Raw genomic sequence first — 24806 nt, 5'->3', positions numbered from 1 at the left:
GGGGAGAAGGGGGACTGATCCATGGCTCGCATCCTGGTGGTGGACGATTCGCCCACCGATCTCGCGGCGCTGCGGAAGATGCTCGAGAGTGACGGCCACGAAGTCACCGAGTGCACCGAGGGCAAGGACGCCATCGAGCGCGTCAAGAGCGAGCATCCGGACTGCGTGCTGATGGATGTGGTGATGCCCGGCATGAACGGCTTCCAGGCGACGCGCGCGCTGTCGCGCGACAGCGCCACCTCGGCCATCCCGGTCATCGTCATCAGCAGCAAGAGCCAGGACACCGACCGCCTCTGGGCCATGCGGCAGGGCGCCAAGGAATACATCGTCAAGCCGATCAAGCAAGCGGACCTGCTCGCCAAGATCCGCAGCGTCCTCGCCGGCTAGGAGGCGATCATGGCCGCCACCGAACAAGCCCTCGCGCGGGTGATGCCGCGCCTCCAGATCGGGCTGCTCGTCCTCGCCGCCGTGCTGATCGCGGGCGCGGTGTTCAACTTCCTGTACGTGCAGCAGCAGCAGGACCGCAACGCGGCCCTGGAAACGCTGGCCTTCGACGTGCGCACCTTCTACGAGACCATCACGCAGAGCGCGCGCGAATCGTCGCAGGGCCTCGAGCCCGACCGCTCGGCGATGTTCGCGATGCAGGATAACTACGAGGACCTGCGCGCGACCCTGCTGGAAGGCGCGCCGGCGCGCGACATCCCGGCGCTGCCGGAGAACTACGATCCCGCCATCGCCGATCTGCACCGCGCCTGGGAGCGCGTCGTTCCGGTCATCGAGGCGATCATCGCCGGCCTGCCGACCGCGCAGCGCACCAAGGTCAACGCCGCCACCATCGACGCCACCATCGCCGATCTGCGTGCGCCGGCCGACGCGCTCGTCGACGGCACCCGCGGCAACACGCTGGCGGATACCGCGCTGCTGCGGGCGCGGCTGGAGCAGCTGCGCACCATCGCCAACCGCATGATCCAGATCAACGCCCGCGCCACCGAGGAGGCCGAGATCCTGGCCGACACCGTCGCGCGCACCGAGGCGATCCTGGGCGACCTGCAGAACCGGCTGCCCGGCGACCTGCGCGACGAGCTCGCCGTCATCGCCGAGGCCATGGAGCCACTGCGCGCCAACGCCGAGGCGCTGATCGAGGCGGCACCGCAGCTCGACGGCTTCAACGACGCCAACATCGACTTCTACAGCAGCGCGACCAGCATCGAGACCGCCGCCGGCGGCATCGAGAACCTGCTGCTCCGGGACATGCGCGCCACGCGCGTGACCGCCCTGCCCAGCTATCTGATGGGTGCCGGCGCGGTACTGGCGCTGATCGCGTTCATCGGCCTGTTCATCTATCAGCTGCGCCGCGAGGCACGCATCGCCAACGAGCGCGACCGCCGTCAGCAGGACGCCATTCTGACCCTGCTCGACGAGATCACCAATCTCGCCGACGGCGACCTCACGGTGGGCGTGACGGTGACCGAGGACTTCACCGGCGCGATCGCCGACTCGATCAACTTCACGGTCGAGAACATGCGCGGACTGGTCGGCCAGATCAACGCCGCGTCGGCGCAGATCGCCGACGCGGCCGCCCAGACCCAGAGCTCGGTCGAGGAGATGAGCCGCTCCTCCGAGCGCCAGGCGCAGCAGACCGATCAGGCGACGCAGACCATCACGCAGGTGTCGAAGTCGCTCGAGGAGACCGCCGAGCGCGCCGGCACCGCGTCCAGCCAGGCCCAGGAATCGGTGCGCGTGGCGCACACCGGCGCCGAGACGGTGGACCGCACCATCGACGGCATGAACACGCTGCGCGAGCAGATCCAGGACACCTCGAAGCGCATGAAGCGCCTCGGCGAGTCGTCCCAGGAGATCGGCAACATCACCGAGCTCATCAACGACATCGCCGAGCAGACCAACACGCTGGCGCTCAATGCCTCCATCCAGGCCGCTATGGCGGGCGAGGCCGGGCGCGGCTTCGCGGTGGTCGCGGACGAGGTCCAGCGCCTGGCCGAGCGCGCCGGCAACGCCACGCGCCAGATCGAGAACCTGGTCAAGACCATTCAGGCCGACACCAACGAGGCCATCGTCTCGATGGAGCGATCGACCTCGAACGTGGTCTCGGGCGCCAGCACTGCGGAGGAAGCGGGTCAGGCGCTGACGCAGATCGAGCGCGCCTCCACCGAGCTCGCCCGGCTCATCGACGAGATCACCACCTCGGTGCGCACCCGCGCCCGCGAGGGCACCGAGGTCGCCGGCACCATGCAGACGATCCGCGAGGTCGCCGTGCAGACCGCTGGGTCGTCACGGCAGACGGCCCAGGACGTGGGCAAGCTCACCGCCCTGTCCGCCACGCTCCGCGAGTCGGTCGCCGGCTTCAACCTGCCCGAGGAACAGCGCGGCACCGAATAGGGATGCGGCCGACCACCCGCCGGCGGCGCCTTCCGGGTGCATCCGGCGGGTCGTCGGCGGGTGCGCGGGACGCGCGCCGGACCATTCCGGCCAAGTCCGTATAATGCCCCGCTCACTCGCAACCGGACCGGAGTATTGTCTTGATGAGTCTTGTGGCTGATCTCAATACCCTCCTCGGCCTGGACAGTGTCAGCTACAAGGTTGATCTCTCCAAGGAAGAGCTTTTCCATGAGGCCATCGCCAACGACCGGGGTCGCGTCGCGCACGACGGCCCGTCGGATGCGCAGAAGGCCTATGCCACCAGCCTGGGCGTCGACGGCCCGCTGGTCTACTACACCGATCCCGACTGCACGGGCCGCCGCACCAAGGACACCTACGCCGTGGCCTGGCCCGAGGTCGACGACGAGATCTGGTTCAAGGCGGACCTGAACCGCTACAAGCCCGAGGACTACGAGGGCCTGCTCAAGCGCGTCGTCCAGCATCTCAACGAGAAGCAGGCCACGCTCTACGTCAAGAACGTGTTCATGGGGTCGGATTCCGACTTCGCGGTGCCGTACCGCTTCGTCGGCGAGTACGCGACGCACGCCATGTTCGTGCACAACATGTTCCCGAAGGATCTGGACGTCGCCGACGTCGACGATCGCCGCTGGACCATGCTCAACGTGCCGAGCTTCGAGTGCGTGCCGGAGCGCGACGGCAGCCGCTCGGAAGCGGCCGTCATCATCGACACCCGCAACCGCATCTGCCTGGTCGCCGGCCGCGCCGACTACTGCGGCGTCAACAAGAAGACCATCTTCACCGTCGGCAACTACCTGCTGCCCAAGCAGGGACGCCTGTCGATGCACTGCTCGGCCAACGTCGGCCCGAAGGACGACGCCGCCATCCTCTTCGGCCTGTCCGGCACCGGCAAGACGACGCTGTCGGCCGATCCCGAGCGCCGCCTGATCGGCGACGACGAGACCATCTGGTCGGACAACGGCCTGTGCAACCTCGAGGACGGCTGCTACGCCAAGCTCATCGACCTCGACAAGGAGGCCGAGCCGGTCATCGCGGCGGCGCTGTCCAAGCCCGGCACGATCATCGAGAACGTCCCGCCGCTGCCCGGCAAGTCGATGGCCGAGTGCCATCCCGACGAGCTCGACCTGACCGATCGCTCCATCGCCGAGAACACGCGCTTCTCGTACCCGCTGTCGGCGAACCCCAACGTCATGCCCAACGGCCAGGGGCCGCATCCGCAGACCATCGTGCTGCTGACCGCGGATGCCTTCGGCGTGCTGCCGCCGATCGCGATCCTCGAGCCGGAGGACGTCATGTACCACTTCGTGTCCGGCTTCACGTCGCGCGTCGCCGGTACCGAGGTGGGCGTCACCGAGCCGCAGCCGACCTTCTCGGCCTGCTTCGGCGGCCCGTTCATGGCGCAGAAGCCGAACGTCTACGCCGGCCTGCTCGCGGACAAGATGAAGCAGCACCGCGCCCGCTGCATCCTGCTCAACACCGGCTGGACCGGCGGCCCCTACGGCACCGGCGAGCGCATCTCGATCAAGCTGACGCGCGCACTGCTCAACGCGGCGCTCGAAGGCAAGCTCGACGACGTGCCCACCGAGACGCACGACGTGCTCAAGCTGCGCATGCCCACCGAGTGCCCGGGCGTCCCCAGCGAGATGCTGAACCCGCGCCAGACGTGGAGCGACAAGGCCGCCTACGACGCCGCCGCGGTCAAGCTGCGCGACATGTTCCGCGACAACTTCGAGAAGAAGGGCTTCGGGAGCTTCGGCATCGAGGCCCGGATCTGATCCGCGCCCGCATCGCGCTGAACGACGAAGCCCGGCCTCGCGCCGGGCTTCGTCGTTCAGGCCCCCGTCAAGCACTTGGTCTAAGGTCTGCATCAGTTTCCGCCGCCCCCGCAAGGAGCGCCACGTGACCGCTCGCAACCTGCTGACCACCTTCCTCCGCGGCCTCGCCGTATCGCTGCCCATCATCGTCACCCTGGCCGTGCTGGTCTGGCTGGTGGTCGCGGCCGAATCGGTGCTGGGCGGCGCGCTCAAGTTCCTGCTGCCGGACGGGGTCTACACCCGCGGCATGGGGCTGACCATCGGCGTCATCGTGATATTCGCCGCCGGCATGGCGACCCGCTTCATCGTCTTCCAGTCGCTGGTGACCGCCTTCGAGCGGCGCCTCAACCGCATCCCCATCATCAAGACGCTGTACGGCTCGGTGCGGGACCTCATGAGCCTGTTCTCGAAGCAGGACGAGGAGGCCCGCTTCTCCAAGATGGTGACGGTGGCCTGGCCGGGCGTGCCGATGCGACTGTTCGGCTTCGTCACGCTCGAGGACTTCTCGCAGCTCGGCATCGAGGTCGACGACGAGGAGGTCGCGGTCTATCTGCCGCTGAGCTACCAGATCGGCGGCTACATGGCGCTCATCCCGCGCGGCTGCCTCAAGCCCGTGGACATGAAGCTCGAGGAGGGCATGCGCTTCGTGGTGACGGCGGGCATGTCGCGCCCGGCCGCCGAGGGCGCCGCCCGGGACCCGGCATCGTGAGCGCTCCGCGCATCTTCTGCATCGGCCGCAACTACGCGGCGCACGTGCGCGAGCTCGGGCACGCCGAAGACGGCGAATGCGTGGTGTTCATGAAGCCGGCCAGCAGCCTGGTGGCCGCCGATGCGCCGCTCGTGCTGCCGCGGGGACGCGGTGCCGTCCACTTCGAGGCCGAGATGACGGTGCGCATCGGCACCGCCGGGCGCGACATCGACGAGGGCTCGGCGCACCGCCACATCGACGCCGTCGGCCTGGGCATCGACCTGACCCTGCGCGACCTGCAGACCACCCTGCGCGAGCGCGGTGCGCCCTGGGAGGCGTGCAAGGCCTTCGACGGCTCGGCGCCGCTCGGCCCGTGGCAGCCCCGCCCCGACGGCGACCTGCAGGCGCTGCGCTTCAGCTGCACGGTCAACGGCGAGCTGCGCCAGGAGGGCGACACCGGCCACATGCTGTTCCCGGTGGCGCGCATCCTGCGCATCCTGTCGGAGACGTGGACTCTGCTGCCCGGCGACATCGTCTTCACCGGCACGCCCGCCGGCGTCGGCCCGCTGGTGGCCGGCGACGTCATCGCCCTGGAGGGCGACGGTCTGGGCCGGGCGGAGTGGCACTGCGTCTGAGCGCGCGGCGATGAATTTCCTCGCCCATCTCTACATCGCCGAGGCGCGTGGTGCCGATGCGGCCGGCGCGGTGCTCGGCGATGCCGTGCGCGGACGCGATCTCTCCCACCTGCCCCCCGACGTCGCCGAGTCGGTACGCCTGCACCGCCGCATCGACAGCACCTTCGACCGCCACCAGCACACCGCGGCCGCGCTGGCCCGCATCGACCGTCGCGAACGGCGCTACGGCGGCATCACGCTGGACCTCTACGCCGACCACTGGCTGGCGACGCACTGGGCGGCCTGGCACGACCGCCCCTTCTCCGACTTCTGCGCGCATGCGGCGGCTGCGGTCGCGGCGCGCACCGACGCCTTCGATGCCGCCGGCGTACCGGCCCCGACCGCGACCCGCTTCGCGGAGATCCTGCGCGGCGTCGCGGAACCGGAAGGCATCGACCGCGCGATCAACAGGATCGCCCAGCGCGCCCGGCACCCCGACGCCCTGCTCGCCGCCTGCGGCAACTGGCGCGCGCACGGCGCGGAGCTGGCGCCGGGACTGGCCGAGGTGCTGCGCGACTGCCTGCGCGCCTGAGCGCACGCGCCAGCCGCGAACCGGGGACGACTCGGGGACAGTGTATTTATTTCCATGAAGAACACTGCCCTTCTCTGCCGCGGAAGCCATGAAATAAATACACTGTCCCCGGCCTTTGGCCCCGATCTCTCGCCTCAGCGATAGCGTGCGCGCACCGTGATGTCGAGCTCCACGTCGCGGTCCAGTTCGCGCGCGATGCGGTCGCGCAGGGCCGCGAAATCGGCGTCGGTGGCGGCGCCGTCGACGTAGACGTCGGCGCGGATGCGCACCAGCCCGCCATCGACGCTGACCATGGGACGCGCCAGTTCGAGCGTCTGTCCGTCGATGCGGTAGACACTGTGGGCGAGCTGCCGCTCGGCCTGCCAGACGAAATGCATGCGGGCATAGGACAACGCCAGCGGGATCGCCACCAGCACCGCCGCCGCCGCCGGATAGAGCAGCCCGTGCGTGGTGCGCTTGACCGGTCCGTAGCCGAGCACCATGAAGGTGGCGGCGCCGGCCAGGGCGATGCCCACCAGGTTGGTGAGGAAGAGCAGCCCCGCGCCCAGCACGATGCCGCCGTCCCACCAGCCCACGCCGATACCGGCCACCGCCAGCGGCGGCACCAGCGCCACCGCGATGGCGACGCCGGGCAGGCTCTTCATGATGCTCTCGCGGGCGTAGGCGTAGGCGCCGGCGACGCCGGAGAACACCGCCACGCCGAGATCGATCAGGCTCGGCGCCAGACGCGCCGCGATCTCGGGCGTGAGCATGCGCATGGGCACGAGCAGCGCCACCAGCGCCGAGACCGCCAGCGACAGCCCCACGCCCACGCCGATGGCGGTCGCGGACTGGCGCAGCAGGCCGAAATCGCGCCGCAGGGCGGCCATCGACAAACAGATGATGGGCGCCATCAGCGGCGCCAGCACCATGGCGCCGATGATCACCGCGGCGCTGTCGAGCAGCAGGCCGAGCGTGCCGATCAGCGCCGACAGCACGCTCAGCGTGAGGTAGTCCGGCCCGATGCGGGCGCTGTCCTTGAGCAGCAGGAAGAGATCCTTGAAGTCCTCCTCCAGCGCGTGCGTGAACAGCGGCAGGCGCTTGCGGATGAGCGCCAGGCGCGATTCGTTCTCCGGCAGGTCGCCGAGCTTGAGCGTGTCCTTGCCGTTCTCGTCGATGCCCGCCATGCCGTCGAAGCGCGCGCCCACGTTCATGCGCAGCGCCTGCGGATTGACCGTGACCTCGATGCGGCTGGCGCGGTGGCGCATGCCGTCGACGCGGTAATCGAGCTCGACGTCGGACTCGATCACCAGACCCTCGGTGCGCACGTAGCTCAGCGCGCGCGGCAGCGGCGGACCGCTGCGCCCGACCGCCGCGCGCAGCAGGAACCCGAGATAGCGCACCACCGAGGTCGGCGCCAGCACCAGCGCGGTGACGCGGCCGTCGCGCGCCGACAACGCCTCGCCCAGCATGCGGCCGGCCGCCGAATCGACATCGTTCTCCAGCAGCACGATGCCGGTGATGGCCGTGCGCCGCGGCTTCTCCTCGCGACCGAGGTGCATGCGGATGACCGACGGCGTGATCACGAACAGGCGCCGGCACGCCGTCCAGAACAGGCTGGCCGCCATCGCCCAGCGCTGCCACAGGCGCTCCTGGACGTGGACCAGGGCCTGACCGCGCCGGTCCAGGAACGGCACGTCGCCGACCGCCGCCTGGCCGAGCACCAGCTCGCCGTTGCAGCGCAGGACATCGAGTGCCAGCTCGGGCGCGCGGAACGCCAGCGCCAGGCGCGCGTCACCGTCCGCGGGCAGATCGTAGAATCCGCGCGTGCGGGTCAGCTTGCCGGCCGGCAGCAGTCCGAGCCCGACCTCGCGTCCCTCGGCGGCATCCATCGCCCGCATGAGCACGCGATCCTCGCCGATGACGATCCAGTGGCGAGGAGCATCCTCGGGCGGCTCGCTGTCGAAGAAGGCGCGCGCCGCCACTTCCTGCAGCGCGATGCCGTGCTCGGCGGCGAAGGCGCGGGCGCGCTCGCACTCGGCCTCGACGGCGGCGTCGCCCCCCTCGCCCTGGATGATGAGCAGCGCGGTATCGACCAGCACCGGGGCGTCGTCGTCGTCGGTGGGTGACGCGCCGCGTGCGGATTCGGACGGTTCGGCCATGCGGTGCCCCCGGGACCGGTGTCGGTCAGCGCTCGCCGGCGATCACGGCGCGCGCCAGCGCGTCCGCGACCTCACCGGTGGGCCGGTCCTCGGCGCGCGCAGTATCGAGGATGCGCGCCAGCGTCTCGGGGATGGTGGCGAGATGCGCGCGCACGGCTCCGGGATCGTAGTCGCCGCTCCGGTGATAGTGGATATCGATGATGCCGCCGGCGTTGACCACGTAGTCCGGTGCGTAGAGCACGCCGGCATCGAGCAGGCGGTGATCGTCCTCCGGACGTGCAAGCTGGTTGTTGGCGGCGCCCACGACCACCCGCGACTGCAGGCGCGGAATGGTCCCGGCGTTGAGCACGGCCCCCATCGCGCAGGGGGCGAATATCTCGGCGGGCGCGTCGTAGATGGCGTCGGGCGGCACGACCTCGGCGCCGGTGGCCTGCGCGCAGGCCTCGGCGCTGGGTCCGTGCACGTCGCTGATCCACAGGCGGGCGCCGGCGCGTGCCAGATGCCCGGCCAGCAGCGTGCCCACCTTGCCCGCACCCTGTATGGCCACGCCCACGCCGAGCAGGCTGTCGGCACCCAGCACGCGCTCGGCGCAGCACTGCATGGCCAGGTAGACGCCCTCGGCGGTGGCCGGCGACGGATCGCCGTCGCCGGGTGCGCCGGGCGCCGCCAGCCCGCTGACGTGCCCGGTGGCTTCGGCCATCGCGCGCACATCGGCCACCGTGATGCCCGAATCCTCGGCCACGATGTAGGCGCCGCCGAGCGCCTCGACCTGCCGCCCCATGGCGCGCATCAGCGCACTGGACTTGTCGGCGCGCGGATCGCCGATGATCACGCTCTTGCCGCCGCCCTGGGGCAGCCGGGCCAGCGCCGCCTTGTAGCTCATGCCGCGCGACAGGCGCAGCACATCGGTCAGGGCCGCGGTCTCGTCGGCGTACGGGTACATGCGGCAACCACCCAGCGACGGCCCCAGGCGCGTGCTGTGGATGGCGATGAGGGCGCGCAGCCCGGTTTCGGCGTCGAAGCCGAACACCACCCGTTCGTGGGCGTCGAATTCCTCGTGCGCGAACAGCTGCAGGGTCACGCGGTGCCTCCCTCCCGGCGACAGGGCTCCATTGTAGACGGCAGCGCCCCCGACACAGCTAAGCGATAATCACCGTTCATTTCTTCACGCATCCACGCGAGGACACCGCATGAGCAGCCAGGATCCCATCGTCATCGTCTCCATGGCCCGCACCCCGATCGGCGGCATGCTGGGCGATTTCGCCGGTCTGGCCGGCCACCAGCTGGGCACCGCCGCGGTGCGCGCGGCGGTCGAGCGCGCCGGCGTGGCCGGCGAGGATATCGACGAGGCCATCCTCGGCTGCTGCCTGATCGCCGGCCAGGGGCAGGCCCCGGCGCGCCAGGCGGTGCGCGGCGCGGCGCTGCCCGACAGCGTCGGCGCCACCCAGATCAGCAAGATGTGCGGCTCCGGCCTCAAGGCGGTCATGCTGGCGCACGATCTGCTGACCGCGGGCAGCGCCCGCGTCATGCTGGCGGGCGGCTTCGAGAGCATGTCGAACGCGCCCTATCTGCTCGCCAAGGCGCGCGCCGGCTACCGCTACGGCAACGACCGCATCTACGACCACATGGCCCTGGACGGGCTCAACGATGCCTACGAGGCGGACATGCCGATGGGCGTCTTCGCCGAGCGCTGCGTCGACACCTACAGCCTGTCGCGCGAGGCCCAGGACGCCTTCGCCATCGAGTCGCTGGCGCGCGCCAAGCGCGCCAACGAGGACGGCAGCTTCGCGGAGGAAGTCGTGCCCGTCGAGGTGCCGGCCAGGGGCGGCAGCCAGACCGTCGACAAGGACGAGCAGCCCTTCAAGGGGCGTCCCGACAAGATCCCGCAGCTGAAGCCCGCCTTCAAGAAGGACGGCACCGTGACCGCGGCGACGGCGAGCTCGATCTCCGACGGCGCCGCCGCACTGGTGCTCATGCGCGCCTCGGAAGCCGAGCGCCGCGGCCTGCAGCCGCTGGCGCGCATCGCCGGGCACGCGGGGCACGCGCGCCTGCCCGCCGAGTTCACGGTGGCGCCGGTGCATGCCATCACCAAGCTGCTCGATGCCACCGGCTGGAAGGCCGCCGACGTCGGGCTGTGGGAGATCAACGAAGCCTTTGCGTGCGTCACCATGGCGGCGATGGAAGCGCACGGCCTCGAGCACGAGCGCGTCAACGTCAACGGCGGCGCCTGCGCGCTGGGCCACCCCATCGGCGCCTCCGGCGCCCGCATCCTGGTGACCCTGCTCGGCGCGATGCATCAGCGCGGCGAGAAGCGCGGCATCGCCAGCCTGTGCATCGGCGGCGGCGAGGCCGTGGCGATGGCCGTCGAGCGCGTCTGACGGGCACAAAAAAGCGCCCGGACCGACGGTCCGGGCGCATGCACTGACACGCAGAAGCTCAGATGTCGCAGATGTCTTCCAGCTCTTCCGGCTGGTAGGTACGGCTCCCCCCCGGGCCATCGATGGTCACGCTGCCGTCGCCGTTGTAGGTCGCGGTGACGTTCTGGCCATCATTGGTCTGGATCATCAGCTGACCACCCTCGATGAGCCCGCTCTCCTGGTTGAGAACGAGGGGGCTGGACGTGCTGACCGTGCCGGTTCCGCTGCCGCAGTCGCCGCTGGTGCGGAACGGCCCCTGCTGCACCACCGACAAGCGGTCGGCATCGATCGACTCGGCCGACAGCGTGTAGGGCGTGCCGGCATTGCCGACCTCGCTGTCCACGCGCGGGCGTGCCGGATCCGAGGTATTGATGATGGTGGTCTTCTGGCGGTAGCTGAAGTCGGCCGATTCGAAGGTGCTGGTGTTGTCGCCGATGGTGATGTCGTAGGTGACATCGCCGAGCAGCAGGAATCGGCGCTTGTCGTCGGCCGGCGTGAGCAGATCGATGATGAAGGGCGCACCGCCCTCACCCGACTGCACTTCGCCGGTGGTGCGATCGGGCACCTGGCCGCTGGTCGGGTCGAAGCTGCCGAAGTCGGTGGTCGTCACCTGCGTGCCGTTGAAGATGACATCGCCGAGCTGGCAGTTCTGGTAGCGCAGCGTGACCGTGCTGGACGAGAAGTCGCCCGACAGGTTCGAATCGGCAGTGCCCGAGCCGCTCTCGCACGGAATCGCGGTCTCGACCTTGGTCCGCAGTGACTGCGTCTGGCTGCCGTCGTTGCCGCTGACGGCCTGGGCGCTGATGAATCCCTTGCTGAGCGCCGCGATGCGCGCGATGGCGGCACCGGCCGCGTCGGGCTCGCTGAGATCGTCCTGCGTGACGGTGTCGGGCACGGCGATTTCGTCCTCGGAAGGCGCCGGCTCGGGCTCGGGCTCGGGCTCGGGCTCCGGCTCCGGCTCCGGCTCCGGTTCCGGCTCGGGCTCTGGCTCCGGTTCCGGCTCGGGCTCCGGCTCGGGTTCCGGCTGCGGTTCCGGTTCCGGTTCCGGCTCGGGCATCGGGTTGGGATCGGGATTGGTGGTGCCGGTGTCCTCGTCGGCGAACGGGTTGCCCCGATCCTGGAGACCGTCGCAGCCGGCGAGGAAGAGCACGGCACAGGCCGCAATGATCGGTAGCTTGTTCAACTCGGATTCCCCCTGAACATCGGTTGTCGCATGGCGGATCACGCGCGGCATCGCGCGCACTGCGCCCCGTTGTAGCGGTCCCGCCTCCGCGGCCCAATCCCGCATCTGGGGGATGGTCGGCACGGCGGCGGAGGCAGCGGTACCCTTGGCATCGCCGCGTTCCCCGGGAAATCGCCATGCCCGCGATCTCGCGACTGCCCGTCATCGTCGCCGTTGCCGCCGCCGCGTGGCCGGTGATCTGTCTGCACGCCGCCTGGCTGATGTCGACCGCGCTCGGACTGATCGAGCCGTGCAATCCGTACTGGGACGGCTGCACGTCGATCAGCCGGGCGGCGCGCCAGGACCCCGTCATCTACTGGTTCCGCTTCACGATGCAGCCCTATGGCTGGCTGCTGGCCGGCTTCTGGGGCCTGTGCTTCGCCTGGGCGGCAGCGGTGCACCGTGCGGCGTGGCGGCGCCGCTGGGCGCTGCTGGGCTGCGGGCTGGTCGGCGCGCTGTTCTACACGCTGTACGCCACCTATCTGGGCGAGGACGGCGACGTGCCGGGGCTGCTGCGCCGCTACGGCATCAATCTCTACTTCTCGATGACGGTGCTGGCCCAGATGCTGCTCATCTCGCTCGCGACCTCGGCCGGCGTGCTGCCGGCCGCGCTGCGTCGCGCCTTCCTGGTGGTGCTGGCGCTGCTGCTCGGTCTCGGGCTCGCCTCGCTGCCGCTGCAATTCTTCACCGCCGACCCCGATGCCCGGCTCAACGCGCTGGAGTGGTGGTACGCGCTCCTGATGGTGGCCTGCTACCCGCTCACGGCCATCGCCTTCCGGGCCACCGGATTCACGGTCGCACTGCACTCGGCCGGACGCTAGCGCGGCCGATGGCAGCTTCGGCAGCATCGGCGTCGGGAGGGGTATGCTAGCGGCCCCGTTCCATCCGGACGGACCCCGTTGTCAATGGTGATCGACGCAGTGGACGACGCGAACAGCATGCTCGACCGACCGGCGGTGCAGGCCTTCGTGGGCATGGCGCAGAAGCGCAGCTTTCCCCCCAAGCACACCATCATCCATTCCGGCGAGGAGCCCACCTCGCTCTTCCTGGTGCTCGACGGATCGGTCGCGATCTCCATCGAGGACGAGAACGGGCGCGAGATCGTGCTCGCCTATCTCGGGCCGGGCGACTACTTCGGCGAGATGTGCCTGTTCCCGGACCAGCAGCTGCGCACGGCCATCGTGCGCACGCGCCGGCCGACGCTGGTGGCGGAGGTCGACTACCAGGCCTTCCGCAACTTCGCGCAGGAGAACCTCGACGTGGTCTTCGACCTCGCCGGCCAGCTCGCCGCACGACTGCGCGACACCACCCGCCGTCTCGGCGATCTGGCCTTCCTGGATGTCGCCGGCCGCATGGCGCACGTGCTCCTCGAGCTGGTCAGCGAGCAGGACGCGGTGCCGCACGCGCGCGGCACCATCGTGCGCACCAGCCGCATGGAGCTGGCGCGGCTGGTGGGCTGCTCGCGCGAGATGGCCGGCCGAGTGCTGAAGACGCTGGAGGAGGACGGCATGGTGCAGACGCAGGGCCGGAACATCCTCGTGCTCGGCGCCACCAAGGACACCGCGGGCACGAACGCCTGACCGGCGCGGCGCGCCCGGTGCGGCGCGATCAGGCGCCGGCCACCGTCATCGCGCCGACGAGCACGCTGCCGCTGCGCACGCCGCTGGTGACGTCGACGTCGGAGCCGATGGCCTGCACGTCGCCGAGCATGTCGAGCAGATTCCCGGCGATGGTGATCTCGTCGACGGGCTCGGCTATCGCGCCGCCGCGCACCAGATAGCCGGCGGCGCCGCGCGAGTAGTCGCCGGTGACGGTATTGACGCCCTGCCCCATGAGCTCGGTGACCAGCAACCCTTCGCCCATCTCGCGCGCCAGGGCCTCCAGACCGCCGTCGAAGGTCGGGCGCACCGCCAGATTGAACGCACCGCCGGCATTGCCCGTGGTCTCGAGCCCGAGCCGGCGGGCGCTGTAGCTCGACAGCAGGTAGCCCTGCAGCACGCCGGCCTCGACCAGCGCGCGCGGCCGGGTCGCGACGCCCTCCTCGTCGAAGGCGGCGCTGCCCACGGCCTGCGGGATGTGGGGCTGCTGCTCTATGTGGACGTGCGGGGCGGCCACGGTGGTGCCGGCGCGATCGAGCAGGAAGCTGGCGCGCCGGTACAGGACGCCGCCCGAGGCTGCGCCGGCGAGCGCGCCCCAGAGTCCGCGCGCCAGCTCGGGCGGGAACAGCACCGGGCAGCGGCGGGTGGCGACCCTGGCCGCGCCCAGTCGGGCGGCAGCGCGCTCGCCGGCACGGCGGCCCACCGCCTCCGGCGTGATCAGCGCGCCCGGCACGCGGCCGGCGGTGTACCAGAAATCGCGCTGCATCTCGTCACCGGCACGCGCGATCACCGCGCACGACAGGCTGTGCCGCGTGCCCGCCGACACCCCCATGAATCCGAGCGTATTGCCGAGTACCGCGACACCCCGGCCGGTGTCCAGGGTGGCGCCCTCGCTCTGGCCGATGCGCTCGTCGGCGGCCAGCGCGGCCGCCTCGCAGCGCCGCGCCAGATCGACCGCATCGTCGGCATCGGCCATCCATGGATGGAACAGGTCGAGATCCGGGAACGCGGTGGCGAGCCGGTCGGCGTCCGGCAGGCCGTTGCAGGAATCCTCGCCGCTGGCGCGGGCGATGGCCACCGCCGCCTCGGCGGCGCCGCGGATACCGTCGTCGGACCAGTCCGAGGTGGTGGCGCTGCCGCTGCGTGCCCCGCAGTAGACCGTCAGCGAGAGATCGCGGTCGCGCTGGAACTCGAGCGACTCGACCTCGGCATTGCGCACCGACACGGTGAGCGCGCGCGACAGGCTGGCGCCCGCCTCGGCGCTGTCGGCACCCGCGGCCCGGGCGGCGTCGAGCGCGCGCGCGACCATGGCCTCGGCGGTGGCGGTATCGGCCGCGCGCTCGGCGTCGGGATTTCGGGAAGCGGGTTGCTGGCTCATGCGCGACAGTCTAGCGCGCCACCCGGGTACCGCTCCGCGTGCATGCAGTGGAGAGGGAACCGCTGCCAGCATCGGGGACAGTATACTAATTCCCGAAGACTTGAAGCAGAATGGCCGACAACCGGCGGGAATTAGTATACTGTCCCCGTTCCCGTCCCCGCCCCCTGTCCGCGTCGCTACGCGCCACTCGCCAGCGCATCTAGCAGACGCTGGTGCACGCCGCCGAAATCGCCGTTGCTCATGACGATCAGCGCATCGCCGGGTTGCGCGAAGGCGACCACGCGGGCGACCAGATCGTCGAGATCGTGGGTCACGGTGGCGCGCTTGCCGAGCGGAGCCAGCACCTCGGCAGCGTCCCAGTCGAAATCCGGCCGCACGTGCACGAAGCCGTGATCGGCGCCCGACAGCGCGCCCGCCAGCGCACCGGCGTGCGCTCCCATCCGCATGGTGTTGGAGCGCGGCTCCAGCACCGCGATCACGCGGCCGGCGTCGAGCCCCGCGGCCGCGGCCAGCGTCGCCTGCACGGCGGTGGGGTGGTGCGCGAAGTCGTCGTACACCGCTACCCCGCCGGCCCGGCCGCGCAGCTCCATGCGCCGGCGCACGCCGCGGAAATCGGCGAGCGCGGCGAGCGCGGCATCCGGATCGACGCCGACATCGGTCGCCGCTGCCATCGCCGCGAGCGCGTTGCTGCGGTTGTGCGCGCCGGGCTGGTGCAGCGACAGCGGCCCGATGCAGCGCGCCGCGTGCCAGACCTGCCCGTCGTCGTCGATGCGCCACGGCTGGTCGGTACCGAAGGCCTCGGTGGGGGTCCAGCAGCCGGCGTCGAGCACGCGCGCCAGGTTGGCGTCATCGCCGTTGACGACGATGTGCCCGTTGGCCGGCACCGTGCGCAGCAGATGCTGGAACTGGCGCTCGATGGCGCGCAGGTCGTCGAAGATGTCGGCGTGGTCGAACTCGAGGTTGTTGAGCACCAGGGTGCGCGGCCGGTAGTGCACGAACTTGGAGCGCTTGTCGAAGAAGGCGGTGTCGTACTCGTCGGCCTCGATGACGAAGGGGCGGCCGCTGCCCAGCGCCGCCGACACGCCCAGATCCGGCGCCAGGCCGCCCACCAGCCAGCCCGGCGCCTCGCCGACAGCGCGCAGGATGTGGGTCAGCATGGCGGTGGTAGTCGTCTTGCCGTGGGTGCCGGCCACCGCCAGCACGTGGCGCCCGCGCAGCACGTGCTCGGCCAGCCACTGCGGCCCGGAGACCAGCGGCAGATCCTCGGCGAGCAGGTACTCGACGATGTCGTGCCCGCGCGTCATGACGTTGCCGACGATGACGGCGTCCGGCATGGGGTCGAGATGCGCCACGTCGTAGCCCGGCATGACGGTGATGCCGAGCTGCTCGAGCTGCGTCGACATGGGCGGCCACGCCGCGGCGTCGGAACCGGTGACGCGATGGCCGGCCTCGCGCGCGATGGCGGCGATGCCGGCCATGAAGGTGCCGCAGATGCCGAGGATGTGAACGTGCACGCGCGCGGCCGTCAGGCCTGCGGGGACAGCATGATGCCGACGCCCCCGGCGATGATGTAGACCGCCGCGGCCAGCCCGAGCGCGCACAGGATGGCGAGCGCGTTGCGCGAGTCCAGCGCGTTGCGGAAGATCCACACCGATACCGCGATGCTCCACGCCGACAGGCCGAGGGTGCCGACCAGCGACAGCGCGGGAACGTTGACGTCGGCCTCCGGATCGCGGGCCAGCTGCTCCATGGCGGGCAGCATGGGGATCAGGAACGGCACCAGCAGCAGCGAGAAGATGGCGTTGGTTGCCAGCAGCGCGCTCGCCGTCTGCGGTACGCGCTCGGGCTGGCTGCGCATGGTCAGCACGCCGGCCGTGAAGGCCCATATCACGACCACCGCCACGATCGACTGCGCGATCGCCGGCAGCAGCGGCAGCGACAGCTGGAACTGTACGGCCTGAACGATCAGCGCCAGCATGATGGCGTGCGCCACCGACTGGGGCACCGCGGGCAGGTCCTGCGGCCCGGCGCGGAAGATGCAGATGCGCCAGGACGTGATGATCACCGGGAGCAACATGGAAGCGGCCGGGCCTTTCAGGTGGAAATGGAAGCTGCAAGCGACTACCGGAACGCGGCGCCGTCCCGCTCCGAGCGAGCGGATGCAGCACCGCCGGCACACCGGCATTGTCCTCCGGATGCGCCCGACCGCTATTCTACCCGGCATGCAGCCGCAGCTTATTGCCGACGACGCCGCGCTATCCGACCTGCTCGCCCGCCTCGCGCCCAACGCCTGGGTGGTTGTGGATACCGAGTTCGTGCGCGAGCGCACCTATTTCGCGCAGCTCTGCCTGGTCCAGATCGGCGATGCCGACACCGTGGCGCTGATCGACGCGCTCGCCGTGGATCTGGCGCCGCTGTGGACCTTCCTGCGCGACCCCGCCCGCCTCAAGGTGCTGCACTCGGCCTCGCAGGACATGGAACTCTTCGTGCAGCACGCCGGCGACTGCCCGCGCCCGCTGTTCGACACCCAGATCGCCGCCGCCATGCTGGGCCTGGGTGACCAGATCAGCTATGCGGCTCTGGTCGAGGATCGGCTGGGCGTGACGCTGGACAAGTCACAGTCGCGCACCGACTGGTCGGCCCGCCCGCTCAAGCCGGCGCAGCTCGACTACGCCGCCGACGACGTGCGCCAGCTCGCGCGCCTGTTCCCGGCACTGCGTGACGCGCTGGCGACGGCGGGCCGCGAGGACTGGCACCGCGAGGACTGCGATGCGGTCTGCGATCCGGCCCGCTATCGCCCCGATCCCGAGCATGCCTGGCAGCGCCTGCGCGGCCTGGGCCGGCTGGACGCCGACGCGCAGCAGGCCGCCGCGCAGCTGGCGCGCTGGCGCGAGGAGCGCGCGGTGGCGTCGGATCGCCCGCGCCGCTGGCTGCTGGCCGACGATGCGCTGCTCGCCATCGCCTCGGCACGGCCGGATTCGGTGGAGGCGCTGCGCGCCTGCGCCGCCGACATTCCCCCGAAGAGCATCGAGCGCAATGCGCGGACCTGGCTGCGCCTGATCGCCGAGGCGCCCACCGGCCGGGCGCCGCTGGTCGAGGATTTCCGGCCCGACGGCGCGCACCGCGGCCTGGTCAAGCAGCTCAGCCACACCGTGCGCGCCCGCGCAGAGACGCTGGGCGTGCCGCCCAGCCTGCTGGCGGCACGCGCGTCGCTGGAGCAGCTCGCGCGATTCGGCGCCGGCGCCGAGGGGAACCCCGCGATGGCGGGGTGGCGACGCGAGCAGATCGGCGATGCGCTGATCGCCGCGCTGGACAGCGCCTAGCGTTGCATGGCAGCCCGCCGCGGACAGCGGGCCGCCGGGCGATCAGCCGACGACGGCGGCCTCGATGCGGCGGTAGATGTCCTCGACGTCGCCGACACCCTTGACCGTGACCAGCAGATCGCGCTCCTCGTAGTACTTGAGCAGCGGATGGGTCTGGTCGCGGAACACCTTCATGCGATTGCGGATGGTGTCCTCGGTGTCGTCGGCGCGCCCGCGCTCGAGCAGGCGGGAGACGATCTCCTCCTCGTCCACTTCCAGATGCACGACGCGGTCGAGCGGCTTGCCGAGCTGGACCAGCAGCTCGTCCAGCGCCTCGGCCTGGGGCCGGCTGCGCGGGAAGCCGTCGAGGATGTAGCCGTTGGCCGCATCGGGCTCGTTGAGGCGCTCGCGGATCATGCCGATGACGACCTCGTCGGCCACCAGTTCGCCGGCGTCCATGGCCGCCTTGGCCTTCTGGCCGAGCTCGCTGCCCGCGGCCACGGCGGCGCGCAGCAGATCACCGGTGGACACCTGCGGGATGCCGTGACGCTCCATCAGCAGCGCACCCTGCGTGCCTTTACCGGAGCCGGGCGCGCCCAGCAGAACAATGCGTTTGCTCATAGGAAAAGCGTCTCTCGAGGATTCGTTGTGCAGAGTTGTCGTGGCCGGACCGGCCCGTACGGGCCGCCCAGATACGGACAGCGAGGTGAACGGGTGACTCCGGGCCCTTCGAGCGGCGTTCCGGGCCGCGGAGATCGCGCGAAACGGCGGCGCGGGGACTCCCCCGATGGCGCTCGACCCGGACCGGCACGCCGGACCCGGCCGGCCGATGTTGCGCCGCAACGGTAATGCCGCGCCACGCGCAGGTCAATGTTGCGCTGCGTCGAAGAACGCGCCTTTTTTGTACCATAGCGGGCCTTCCGCCACCCCGAAGACGCCCGCAGACCGCCCCATGGCTGAGCCACGCAACGCTTTCTATGCGCAATCCGGCGGGGTCACCGCCGTCATCAATGCTTCCGCCGCCGGCGTCATCGAGGCCGCGCGCGAGCACCGCGAGCACATCGACACGGTCTATGCCGGCGCCAACGGCATCCTGGGCGCGCTGCACGAGGAGCTGATCGATACCTCCGCGATGAGCGACGCCGACGTGGCCGCCCTCAAGCACACGCCGGCCGGCGTGTTCGGCTCCTGCCGCTACAAGCTCAAGGGCTTCGACAAGAACCTCGCCGAGTACGAGCGGCTCATCGAGGTCTTCAAGGCCTTCGACATCGGCTACTTCTTCTACAACGGCGGCGGCGACTCGGCCGACACCTGTCTCAAGATCAGCCAGCTGGGCGAGCGCATGGGCTACCCGATCCGCGCCGTGCACGTGCCCAAGACCATGGACAACGACCTGCCGCTGACCGACACCTGCCCCGGTTTCGGTTCGGTGGCCAAGTACACCGCGGTGTCCATCGCCGAGGCCAGCCTGGACATCGCCTCCATGGCGCGCAGCTCCACCAAGGTCTTCATCCTCGAGGTCATGGGCCGGCACGCCGGCTGGACCGCCGCCGCCGGCGGTCTCGCCGCCCGGCACGAGGGCGACGGACCGCAGATCCTGCTGTTCCCCGAGGTCGCCTTCGACCCGGAACGCTTCCTCGCGCGCGTGCGCGAGACCGTCGAGAAGGTGGGCTGGTGCACCATCGTCGCGTCCGAGGGCATCACCAACCCGGACGGCACGCTGTTCGCGGAGGCCGGCGGCACCGACGCATTCGGCCACAAGCAGCTCGGCGGCGTGGCAGCGCGGCTGGCCGATCTCGTCCGGAGCGAGCTGGGCTACAAGCACCACTACGCGGTCGCCGACTACCTGATGCGCTCGGCGCGCCACATCGCCTCCGGCACCGACCTCGCGCAGAGCTACGCGGTCGGCCGCGCCGCGGTGGAGAAGGCGGTGACCGGCAGCAGCGGCATCATGGTATCCATCGAGCGCGAGTCCGATTCGCCGTATCGCTGGTCCATCGGCGAGGCGCCGCTCGAGGATGTCGCCAACAACGAGCGCATGATGCCGCGGGAATTCATCAGCGAGGACGGCTTCCACATCACCGAGGCCTGCCGGCGCTACATGCTGCCGCTGATCCAGGGCGAGGCCTACCCGGACTACGCCGACGGCCTGCCGCAGTACTTCCGCTTCCGCCCGACGCTGGCGGAACCCCGCACCGGCCGCCGCTTCGAGGCGGCGTAGCCGGGCGTCCCGTCCCAGGCGCCGGCCCCGCGTCGCGCGCACCAACCCGACAACAAAGGGAGCACCACCGCATGAGCTTCAAGGACCTCGGCCCCGGCAGCAAGGCCCCGGATGAATTCCTCGTCGTCATCGAGATCGCCGCGCACGCCGGCCCGGTGAAGTACGAGGTGGACAAGGACACCGGCCTGCTGATCGTCGACCGCTTCATGAACGTGGCGATGCACTATCCGGCCAACTACGGCTATGTGCCCGGCACGCTCTACGACGACGGCGATCCGGTCGACGTGCTCGTGCTGACCCCGCACCCGATCGTGCCGGGATGCGCCATCAAGTGCCGCGCCGTCGCCGTGCTCGACACCGAGGACGAATCCGGCATGGACGCCAAGGTGCTGGCGGTGCCGACCGACAAGGTCTCCACCAAGTACTATGCGGACATGAAGGATCTGGCCGACGTGCCCGAGCGCCTCCAGAACGAGATCCGCCACTTCTTCGAGCGCTACAAGGATCTCGAGGAAGGCAAGTGGGTCAAGATCGCCGGCTGGCGCGACGCTGCGGCGGCGCGTGGCGAGATCACCAAGTCCATCGACGCCTACAAGGGCTGATCGGGATCTCGCGCGGCCCGGCGCTGCGCCCTCCCCCGGCCCCGGCTTACGCAGGAGCAGCCGCCATGAGCGAGATCATCGAGGAAAGCGGGAAGTCCGACGCCGCCGTGCCCGACGAGGGCACGGAGGGAGAGCGCAACGTCGTGCTGGTCGCCTACATCCTGCACGCCTGCGCGATCTTCACCGGGGTGACGGCCATCGTCGGCGTCATCATGAACCACCTCAAGGTCAACGACACCGAGAGCGCGTTCATCCGCAGCCACCACCGCTGGATGCTGCGCACCTTCTGGTGGGGCCTGCTGTGGTCGATCATCTGCGGGGTGCTGACCTTCATCTTCATCGGCATCCTCGGCTACTTCATCCTCGCGGTGTGGTGGATCTACCGACTGGTGCGCGGCTTCCTCGCCTATTCCGAGCGCCGCCCGCTGCCGCTGCCCAACTAGACGGGCCGGCCCGTTGCTGGGCGTCACCCTCGGCTATCTGAGCGCCGGCGGCCTGGCCGCAGCGGTCTTCCTCAACCTGGGCTGGCTGGTGCTCCCGGTGCTGCCGCTGCCGCTGCTCTGGCACGGCGTGCGTGGCGCCACCATGCGGGCCGAGCTGCCGCGCTCGCACGAGCGCGCGCTGTTCGGCTGCCACGTCTGGATGCTGGTCCTGCTCGGCCTGCTCTACGCACTGCCCATCGGCTGGGGCTACTCGGCCCTCGACCCCGAATCCGAGCTCGCCGCGCTGCTGGGCTCGCGCGACATCGAGGCCATCCTGCAGTGGCTCGAGCTCTGGCTGAAGGACCAGGCCGACTCGCCGGCCTTCGCCTTCAACCTCGCCTCGGGATTCGCGTGGTTCGCGGCCCACGCCGCGCTCAGCGCCGTCGTCGGCATCTTCCTGATGGTCAAGGTCCTGCGCCGCTTCCTGCGCTGGAGCGACCGGCTGCCCGCCTGACCAACTGCGCTGACTAGCCGCAGCGCTCGTCGAACGCCGCGCACACCCGGGCCACCTGGGCCTCCACCGGCTCCCGCCCGTCGATCACCAGCGTGCCCGGCGGCACCGGCTGGAAGCGCGACGCCACCTGCCGCACCAGCTTCGGCGTGCGCTCCTTGGAGCTGTGCACCTGCGCCCGCACCCGCTGCGTGGCGACGCGCAGGCTGACCCGCACCTCGACCGGGAGGAATGAGGCGCCGAAGGCCTCCGCCATGCCGGCCGCGGTGGCGCGATGCCGATCGGACGCGAAGGTCATGCCGTCCAGGATCGCGCCCTGCCCCGCCTCGAGCATGGCGCGCAGCGCCAGCCACAGCGCCGCCGTCGCCGCCGGCTTCTCGTCGACACCGGCCACGTGCTGCGGAAACATGCCCGCCCGGATGGCGTCGCGGTCCAGAATCGCCAGCCCGCTGGCCGTGCTCAGCCGCGCCGCCAGCGTCGACTTGCCGCTGCCCGGCAGCCCCATCAGCGCCACCACCGCGAAGGGCGGCGGGCGTGCGGTCACGGCGTCCGGTCCGGCGGCCACAGCCAGGCGGCACCGCGCACGCCCGAGCTGTCGCCGTAGCGCGCCGGCACCAGCCGGGTGTCGACCCGGTCCGAGAACACCCACTCGTCCCACAGCGCCGGCACGTGCCGATAGACACGATCCACCTTCGACAGGCCACCGCCGAGCACGATGACGTGCGGGTCGATGACATTGATGATGGTCGACAGCGCGCGCGCCAGCCGGTCCTCCCAGCGCGCCAGCGTGGCCATCGCCTGCTGGTCGCCGGCCTCGGCCGCGTCGCAGATCGCCTGCGCGCTTGCCGCATCGCCGCCGCCGCGACGGGCGTGATCCAGCACCATGCCCGGCCCGCAGCACCAGGTCTCGATCGAGCCGTAACGGCCGTCCCATCCCTTCGGACCCGGCACCTCGTCCCACTCCGGCCGCGGCCACGGCAGCGGGTTGTGCCCCCACTCGCCGGCAATCGCATTGGGCCCGTCGAGCAACCGCCCGTTGACGACCACCCCGCCACCGACACCGGTCCCGAGGATGACGCCGAACACGATGCCGGCGCCGGCACCGGCGCCATCGACGGCCTCCGACAGCGCAAAGCAGTCGGCGTCGTTGGCCACCCGCACGCGCGGCCCGAGCCCGGCCTCCAGGTCCGCGAGCAGATTGCGGTCGTTGAGGCACAGCGAGTTCGAGTTCTTCATCACCCCGCTGGCGCTGGATACCGCCCCCGGCGTGCCCGCACCGACCGGCGTACCGGACAGCCCGCTCTCGCGCTCGACCGCCGCGACCATCGCCACCACCTGCGCCACCGTCGCCTCGTAGTCACCCTTCGGCGTCGGCTCCCGGCGCCGCGCCACGAAGGCACCGCTGCCATCGAGCAGCGCGACCTCCGTCTTGGTGCCGCCGAGATCGACACCGATGCGATAGCTTGCCCCTGGCAACGAACAGCCCCCCTGAAATCCCAAGGATAGGCACAACGCGTAGAACGCCGGCCGGAATGGTCGATGCCCGGGCAGGGACCTCCAGTATCCCCTGCTTTCGCTCGCGGCCTAAACCGCTGCAGCCGTCGGAGGCTCTTTACGGCGACCCTCGGGCATCGAAACGCCATCGTAGCCGGATGCATGCAGCCTGCCAAAACCTCGCGAGCACACGCCCGTCGCGCTATGCTGATCGCAAGGTGCTGCGGCAAAGCCTCCCGGCAATAGCTGAGGGCAGACCTGGGGCCCAAAGGCTCCGTCGGTGGTCAGGGGAGCCCATCGCGCAGCGCCCATGGGGCGGTCCAGGTGCCGCCCCGCTCTGCGAGTGCCTGGCGACCGAACATTGCTTCCGTACGGTCATACCGCATGTGGCCGGTTGCTTTGGCCCTTCCATGGATCCCTATCGATCAGGCGCTGAGCATGCAGATCCGCTACTTGATCCGAACGGTAACTGGACTGACCAAGCGATTCAGTTGGCAATGCAAGAACGTTCCTCGCTCAGCGGGCAAGCTGCGCATCACTGGGACGTTGCCGGACAAGCACGAGAACGAGCGGTTTACGGATGAGGCACTAAGCGTGGCCGCGGGAATTTTCTCTGACCCGGCACTATCGACAGAGATGCGCCAGCTTCAGGAAGATTTCGATGCCGTCGACAACACCATCGAACGAATAGAGGCCGAAGAACGCGCTTCGGGCGTCGCTCCGGACGAGAAGTGGTGGCATTGATGGCATGAGGGCCCAGCGACCACTCAACCGTCGTACAGCATTAACACCACCCAGGCTGGGTTCGGCCCTGCGCGCGCACCAGGCACGGATCGCCTGCAACGGCGGCTTTGCGCCCGCAGGTGACTCATCCTCGCTTGAGCGGGGAACACAGGGTCACGCCCTCGATGTTGTAGTAATAGACCGGTTCATCCGCGCGTGCGCGGGGAACACGGATCGTGCGGCGTACCGGATTGCTGGGCGTCCGGTTCATCCGCGCGTGCGCGGGGAACACAGGGGCATCGGGTGCTGGATGAAGCCACCGGACGGTTCATCCGCGCGTGCGCGGGGAACACTCCAGATCGGTGGACTTATACCAGTCGTAGACCGGTTCATCCCCGCGTGCGCGGGGAACACTCGGACAGCGGTTCGTAGGGATTCCCCTCGACCGGTTCATCCCCGCGTGCGCGGGGAACACATGGCGTCCAGCTCGCCCTCGGTGATGACCACCGGTTCATCCCCGCGTACGCGGGGAACACCGAACGTGTAACTCGGCTGCTCCCCGTGGTGCCGGTTCATCCCCGCGTGCGCGGGGAACGCGCCGCACGCTAGGTCTGCGTCGACTACGTCTCCGGTTCATCCCCGCGTGCGCGGG

24 protein-coding genes are annotated in these 24806 nt (G+C 70.3%); 15 read left to right on the top strand and 9 right to left on the bottom strand.

Annotated elements, in window-relative coordinates; translation table 11 throughout:
• The first annotated feature begins 21 nt into the window (after window positions 1-21).
• The 6 genes from KAH28_RS16370 to KAH28_RS16345 all read left to right on the top strand — a co-directional run bounded on the left by KAH28_RS16370 (window position 22) and on the right by KAH28_RS16345 (window position 6123).
• Window positions 22-387, top strand: coding sequence for a response regulator (locus KAH28_RS16370; RefSeq protein ID WP_290578477.1), 366 nt, complete (start codon window positions 22-24; stop codon window positions 385-387).
• Window positions 388-396: 9 nt separating this feature from the next.
• The gene (locus KAH28_RS16365) at window positions 397-2397 is read left to right on the top strand and encodes a methyl-accepting chemotaxis protein (RefSeq protein WP_290578475.1); all 2001 of its coding nucleotides are present in this window, start codon (window positions 397-399) and stop codon (window positions 2395-2397) included.
• A gap of 143 nt (window positions 2398-2540) precedes the next feature.
• Window positions 2541-4190, top strand: a complete 1650-nt coding sequence (locus KAH28_RS16360; RefSeq protein WP_290578473.1) for a phosphoenolpyruvate carboxykinase (ATP) — start codon at window positions 2541-2543, stop codon at window positions 4188-4190.
• Between the two features lie 124 nt (window positions 4191-4314).
• Window positions 4315-4938: a DUF502 domain-containing protein gene (locus KAH28_RS16355; protein WP_290578471.1), complete on the top strand. Its 624-nt coding sequence runs from the start codon at window positions 4315-4317 to the stop codon at window positions 4936-4938.
• A complete protein-coding gene (locus KAH28_RS16350) occupies window positions 4935-5552 on the top strand; it encodes a fumarylacetoacetate hydrolase family protein (RefSeq protein WP_290578469.1) in 618 nt (205 codons plus the stop codon). Before KAH28_RS16355 ends, KAH28_RS16350 begins: the two co-directional genes overlap by 4 nt.
• A gap of 10 nt (window positions 5553-5562) precedes the next feature.
• Window positions 5563-6123 (top strand): ACP phosphodiesterase, encoded by a 561-nt coding sequence (locus KAH28_RS16345; RefSeq protein WP_290578467.1) that lies wholly within the window; start codon window positions 5563-5565, stop codon window positions 6121-6123.
• 134 nt (window positions 6124-6257) lie between these two features.
• Here KAH28_RS16345 and KAH28_RS16340 read toward each other — a convergent pair whose 3' ends face one another.
• Entirely contained in the window at window positions 6258-8264 is a 2007-nt protein-coding gene (locus KAH28_RS16340; protein WP_290578465.1) for a DUF389 domain-containing protein, read from the bottom strand.
• A 25-nt stretch (window positions 8265-8289) separates the two neighbouring features.
• Complete coding sequence (locus tag KAH28_RS16335) at window positions 8290-9345, bottom strand: Glu/Leu/Phe/Val dehydrogenase dimerization domain-containing protein (RefSeq protein ID WP_290578463.1); 1056 nt, start codon at window positions 9343-9345, stop codon at window positions 8290-8292.
• A 109-nt stretch (window positions 9346-9454) separates the two neighbouring features.
• Between KAH28_RS16335 and KAH28_RS16330 the strand changes: the two genes are divergently transcribed.
• Complete coding sequence (locus KAH28_RS16330; protein WP_290578461.1) at window positions 9455-10642, top strand: acetyl-CoA C-acyltransferase; 1188 nt, start codon at window positions 9455-9457, stop codon at window positions 10640-10642.
• Window positions 10643-10700: 58 nt separating this feature from the next.
• Here the strand turns inward: KAH28_RS16330 and KAH28_RS16325 are convergent, their stop codons facing one another.
• The gene (locus KAH28_RS16325; protein WP_290578459.1) at window positions 10701-11864 is read right to left on the bottom strand and encodes a hypothetical protein; all 1164 of its coding nucleotides are present in this window, start codon (window positions 11862-11864) and stop codon (window positions 10701-10703) included.
• Window positions 11865-12040: 176 nt separating this feature from the next.
• On the opposite strand from KAH28_RS16325, the gene KAH28_RS16320 reads away from it, so the two are divergent.
• Both KAH28_RS16320 and KAH28_RS16315 read left to right on the top strand, forming a co-directional pair.
• Window positions 12041-12724, top strand: coding sequence for a hypothetical protein (locus KAH28_RS16320; RefSeq protein WP_290578457.1), 684 nt, complete (start codon window positions 12041-12043; stop codon window positions 12722-12724).
• Between the two features lie 84 nt (window positions 12725-12808).
• Complete coding sequence (locus KAH28_RS16315; protein WP_290578455.1) at window positions 12809-13483, top strand: cyclic nucleotide-binding domain-containing protein; 675 nt, start codon at window positions 12809-12811, stop codon at window positions 13481-13483.
• Window positions 13484-13511: 28 nt separating this feature from the next.
• Here KAH28_RS16315 and pmbA read toward each other — a convergent pair whose 3' ends face one another.
• The 3 genes from pmbA to KAH28_RS16300 form a co-directional block, all read right to left on the bottom strand.
• On the bottom strand, window positions 13512-14879 hold the full coding sequence (pmbA, locus tag KAH28_RS16310) for a metalloprotease PmbA (protein WP_290578453.1): 1368 nt from the start codon (window positions 14877-14879) through the stop codon (window positions 13512-13514).
• 176 nt (window positions 14880-15055) lie between these two features.
• Window positions 15056-16393: a UDP-N-acetylmuramate:L-alanyl-gamma-D-glutamyl-meso-diaminopimelate ligase gene (gene mpl / locus KAH28_RS16305; protein WP_290578451.1), complete on the bottom strand. Its 1338-nt coding sequence runs from the start codon at window positions 16391-16393 to the stop codon at window positions 15056-15058.
• Between the two features lie 11 nt (window positions 16394-16404).
• Window positions 16405-16944 (bottom strand): hypothetical protein, encoded by a 540-nt coding sequence (locus tag KAH28_RS16300; protein ID WP_290578450.1) that lies wholly within the window; start codon window positions 16942-16944, stop codon window positions 16405-16407.
• A gap of 157 nt (window positions 16945-17101) precedes the next feature.
• Between KAH28_RS16300 and rnd the strand changes: the two genes are divergently transcribed.
• On the top strand, window positions 17102-18202 hold the full coding sequence (gene rnd, locus KAH28_RS16295; RefSeq protein WP_290578449.1) for a ribonuclease D: 1101 nt from the start codon (window positions 17102-17104) through the stop codon (window positions 18200-18202).
• Window positions 18203-18244: 42 nt separating this feature from the next.
• Here rnd and KAH28_RS16290 read toward each other — a convergent pair whose 3' ends face one another.
• Window positions 18245-18802, bottom strand: a complete 558-nt coding sequence (locus KAH28_RS16290; protein ID WP_290578447.1) for an adenylate kinase — start codon at window positions 18800-18802, stop codon at window positions 18245-18247.
• Window positions 18803-19133: 331 nt separating this feature from the next.
• Here KAH28_RS16290 and KAH28_RS16285 point away from each other — a divergent pair, with 331 nt between their 5' ends.
• From KAH28_RS16285 to KAH28_RS16270, 4 genes are all read left to right on the top strand, one after another.
• Complete coding sequence (locus KAH28_RS16285) at window positions 19134-20402, top strand: 6-phosphofructokinase (RefSeq protein WP_290578446.1); 1269 nt, start codon at window positions 19134-19136, stop codon at window positions 20400-20402.
• Between the two features lie 71 nt (window positions 20403-20473).
• Window positions 20474-21004, top strand: a complete 531-nt coding sequence (ppa, locus tag KAH28_RS16280) for an inorganic diphosphatase (RefSeq protein ID WP_290578445.1) — start codon at window positions 20474-20476, stop codon at window positions 21002-21004.
• Between the two features lie 65 nt (window positions 21005-21069).
• Window positions 21070-21447: a hypothetical protein gene (locus KAH28_RS16275; RefSeq protein WP_290578444.1), complete on the top strand. Its 378-nt coding sequence runs from the start codon at window positions 21070-21072 to the stop codon at window positions 21445-21447.
• A gap of 13 nt (window positions 21448-21460) precedes the next feature.
• On the top strand, window positions 21461-21940 hold the full coding sequence (locus tag KAH28_RS16270) for a hypothetical protein (protein ID WP_290578443.1): 480 nt from the start codon (window positions 21461-21463) through the stop codon (window positions 21938-21940).
• 13 nt (window positions 21941-21953) lie between these two features.
• On the opposite strand, the gene KAH28_RS16265 is transcribed toward KAH28_RS16270, so the two are convergent.
• On the bottom strand, window positions 21954-22481 hold the full coding sequence (locus KAH28_RS16265; protein WP_290578442.1) for an AAA family ATPase: 528 nt from the start codon (window positions 22479-22481) through the stop codon (window positions 21954-21956).
• Window positions 22478-23413 (bottom strand): ROK family protein, encoded by a 936-nt coding sequence (locus tag KAH28_RS16260; RefSeq protein ID WP_290578440.1) that lies wholly within the window; start codon window positions 23411-23413, stop codon window positions 22478-22480. The genes KAH28_RS16265 and KAH28_RS16260 overlap by 4 nt, the downstream gene beginning before the upstream one ends.
• A gap of 456 nt (window positions 23414-23869) precedes the next feature.
• Here KAH28_RS16260 and KAH28_RS16255 point away from each other — a divergent pair, with 456 nt between their 5' ends.
• Window positions 23870-24175, top strand: a complete 306-nt coding sequence (locus KAH28_RS16255) for a hypothetical protein (RefSeq protein ID WP_290578438.1) — start codon at window positions 23870-23872, stop codon at window positions 24173-24175.
• The last annotated feature ends 631 nt before the right edge of the window (window positions 24176-24806 follow it).

Source organism: Algiphilus sp., assembly GCF_023145115.1.
Taxonomy (GTDB): Bacteria; Pseudomonadota; Gammaproteobacteria; order Nevskiales; family Nevskiaceae; genus Algiphilus.
This window is presented reverse-complemented; position numbering and strand designations above follow the sequence as displayed.

Bases quoted from the DNA above. Each gene is read 5' to 3' on its own strand.
- rnd (WP_290578449.1), top strand. From the start codon at position 17,102: ATGCAGCCGCAGCTTATTGCCGACGACGCCGCGCTATCCGACCTGCTC.
- KAH28_RS16345 (WP_290578467.1), top strand. From the start codon at position 5,563: ATGAATTTCCTCGCCCATCTCTACATCGCCGAGGCGCGTGGTGCCGAT.
- KAH28_RS16275 (WP_290578444.1), top strand. From the start codon at position 21,070: ATGAGCGAGATCATCGAGGAAAGCGGGAAGTCCGACGCCGCCGTGCCC.
- KAH28_RS16340 (WP_290578465.1), bottom strand. From the start codon at position 8,264: ATGGCCGAACCGTCCGAATCCGCACGCGGCGCGTCACCCACCGACGAC.
- KAH28_RS16315 (WP_290578455.1), top strand. From the start codon at position 12,809: ATGGTGATCGACGCAGTGGACGACGCGAACAGCATGCTCGACCGACCG.
- pmbA (WP_290578453.1), bottom strand. From the start codon at position 14,879: ATGAGCCAGCAACCCGCTTCCCGAAATCCCGACGCCGAGCGCGCGGCC.
- KAH28_RS16320 (WP_290578457.1), top strand. From the start codon at position 12,041: ATGCCCGCGATCTCGCGACTGCCCGTCATCGTCGCCGTTGCCGCCGCC.
- KAH28_RS16370 (WP_290578477.1), top strand. From the start codon at position 22: ATGGCTCGCATCCTGGTGGTGGACGATTCGCCCACCGATCTCGCGGCG.
- KAH28_RS16290 (WP_290578447.1), bottom strand. From the start codon at position 18,802: ATGAGCAAACGCATTGTTCTGCTGGGCGCGCCCGGCTCCGGTAAAGGC.
- KAH28_RS16330 (WP_290578461.1), top strand. From the start codon at position 9,455: ATGAGCAGCCAGGATCCCATCGTCATCGTCTCCATGGCCCGCACCCCG.
- ppa (WP_290578445.1), top strand. From the start codon at position 20,474: ATGAGCTTCAAGGACCTCGGCCCCGGCAGCAAGGCCCCGGATGAATTC.
- KAH28_RS16365 (WP_290578475.1), top strand. From the start codon at position 397: ATGGCCGCCACCGAACAAGCCCTCGCGCGGGTGATGCCGCGCCTCCAG.
- KAH28_RS16285 (WP_290578446.1), top strand. From the start codon at position 19,134: ATGGCTGAGCCACGCAACGCTTTCTATGCGCAATCCGGCGGGGTCACC.
- KAH28_RS16255 (WP_290578438.1), top strand. From the start codon at position 23,870: ATGCAGATCCGCTACTTGATCCGAACGGTAACTGGACTGACCAAGCGA.
- KAH28_RS16360 (WP_290578473.1), top strand. From the start codon at position 2,541: ATGAGTCTTGTGGCTGATCTCAATACCCTCCTCGGCCTGGACAGTGTC.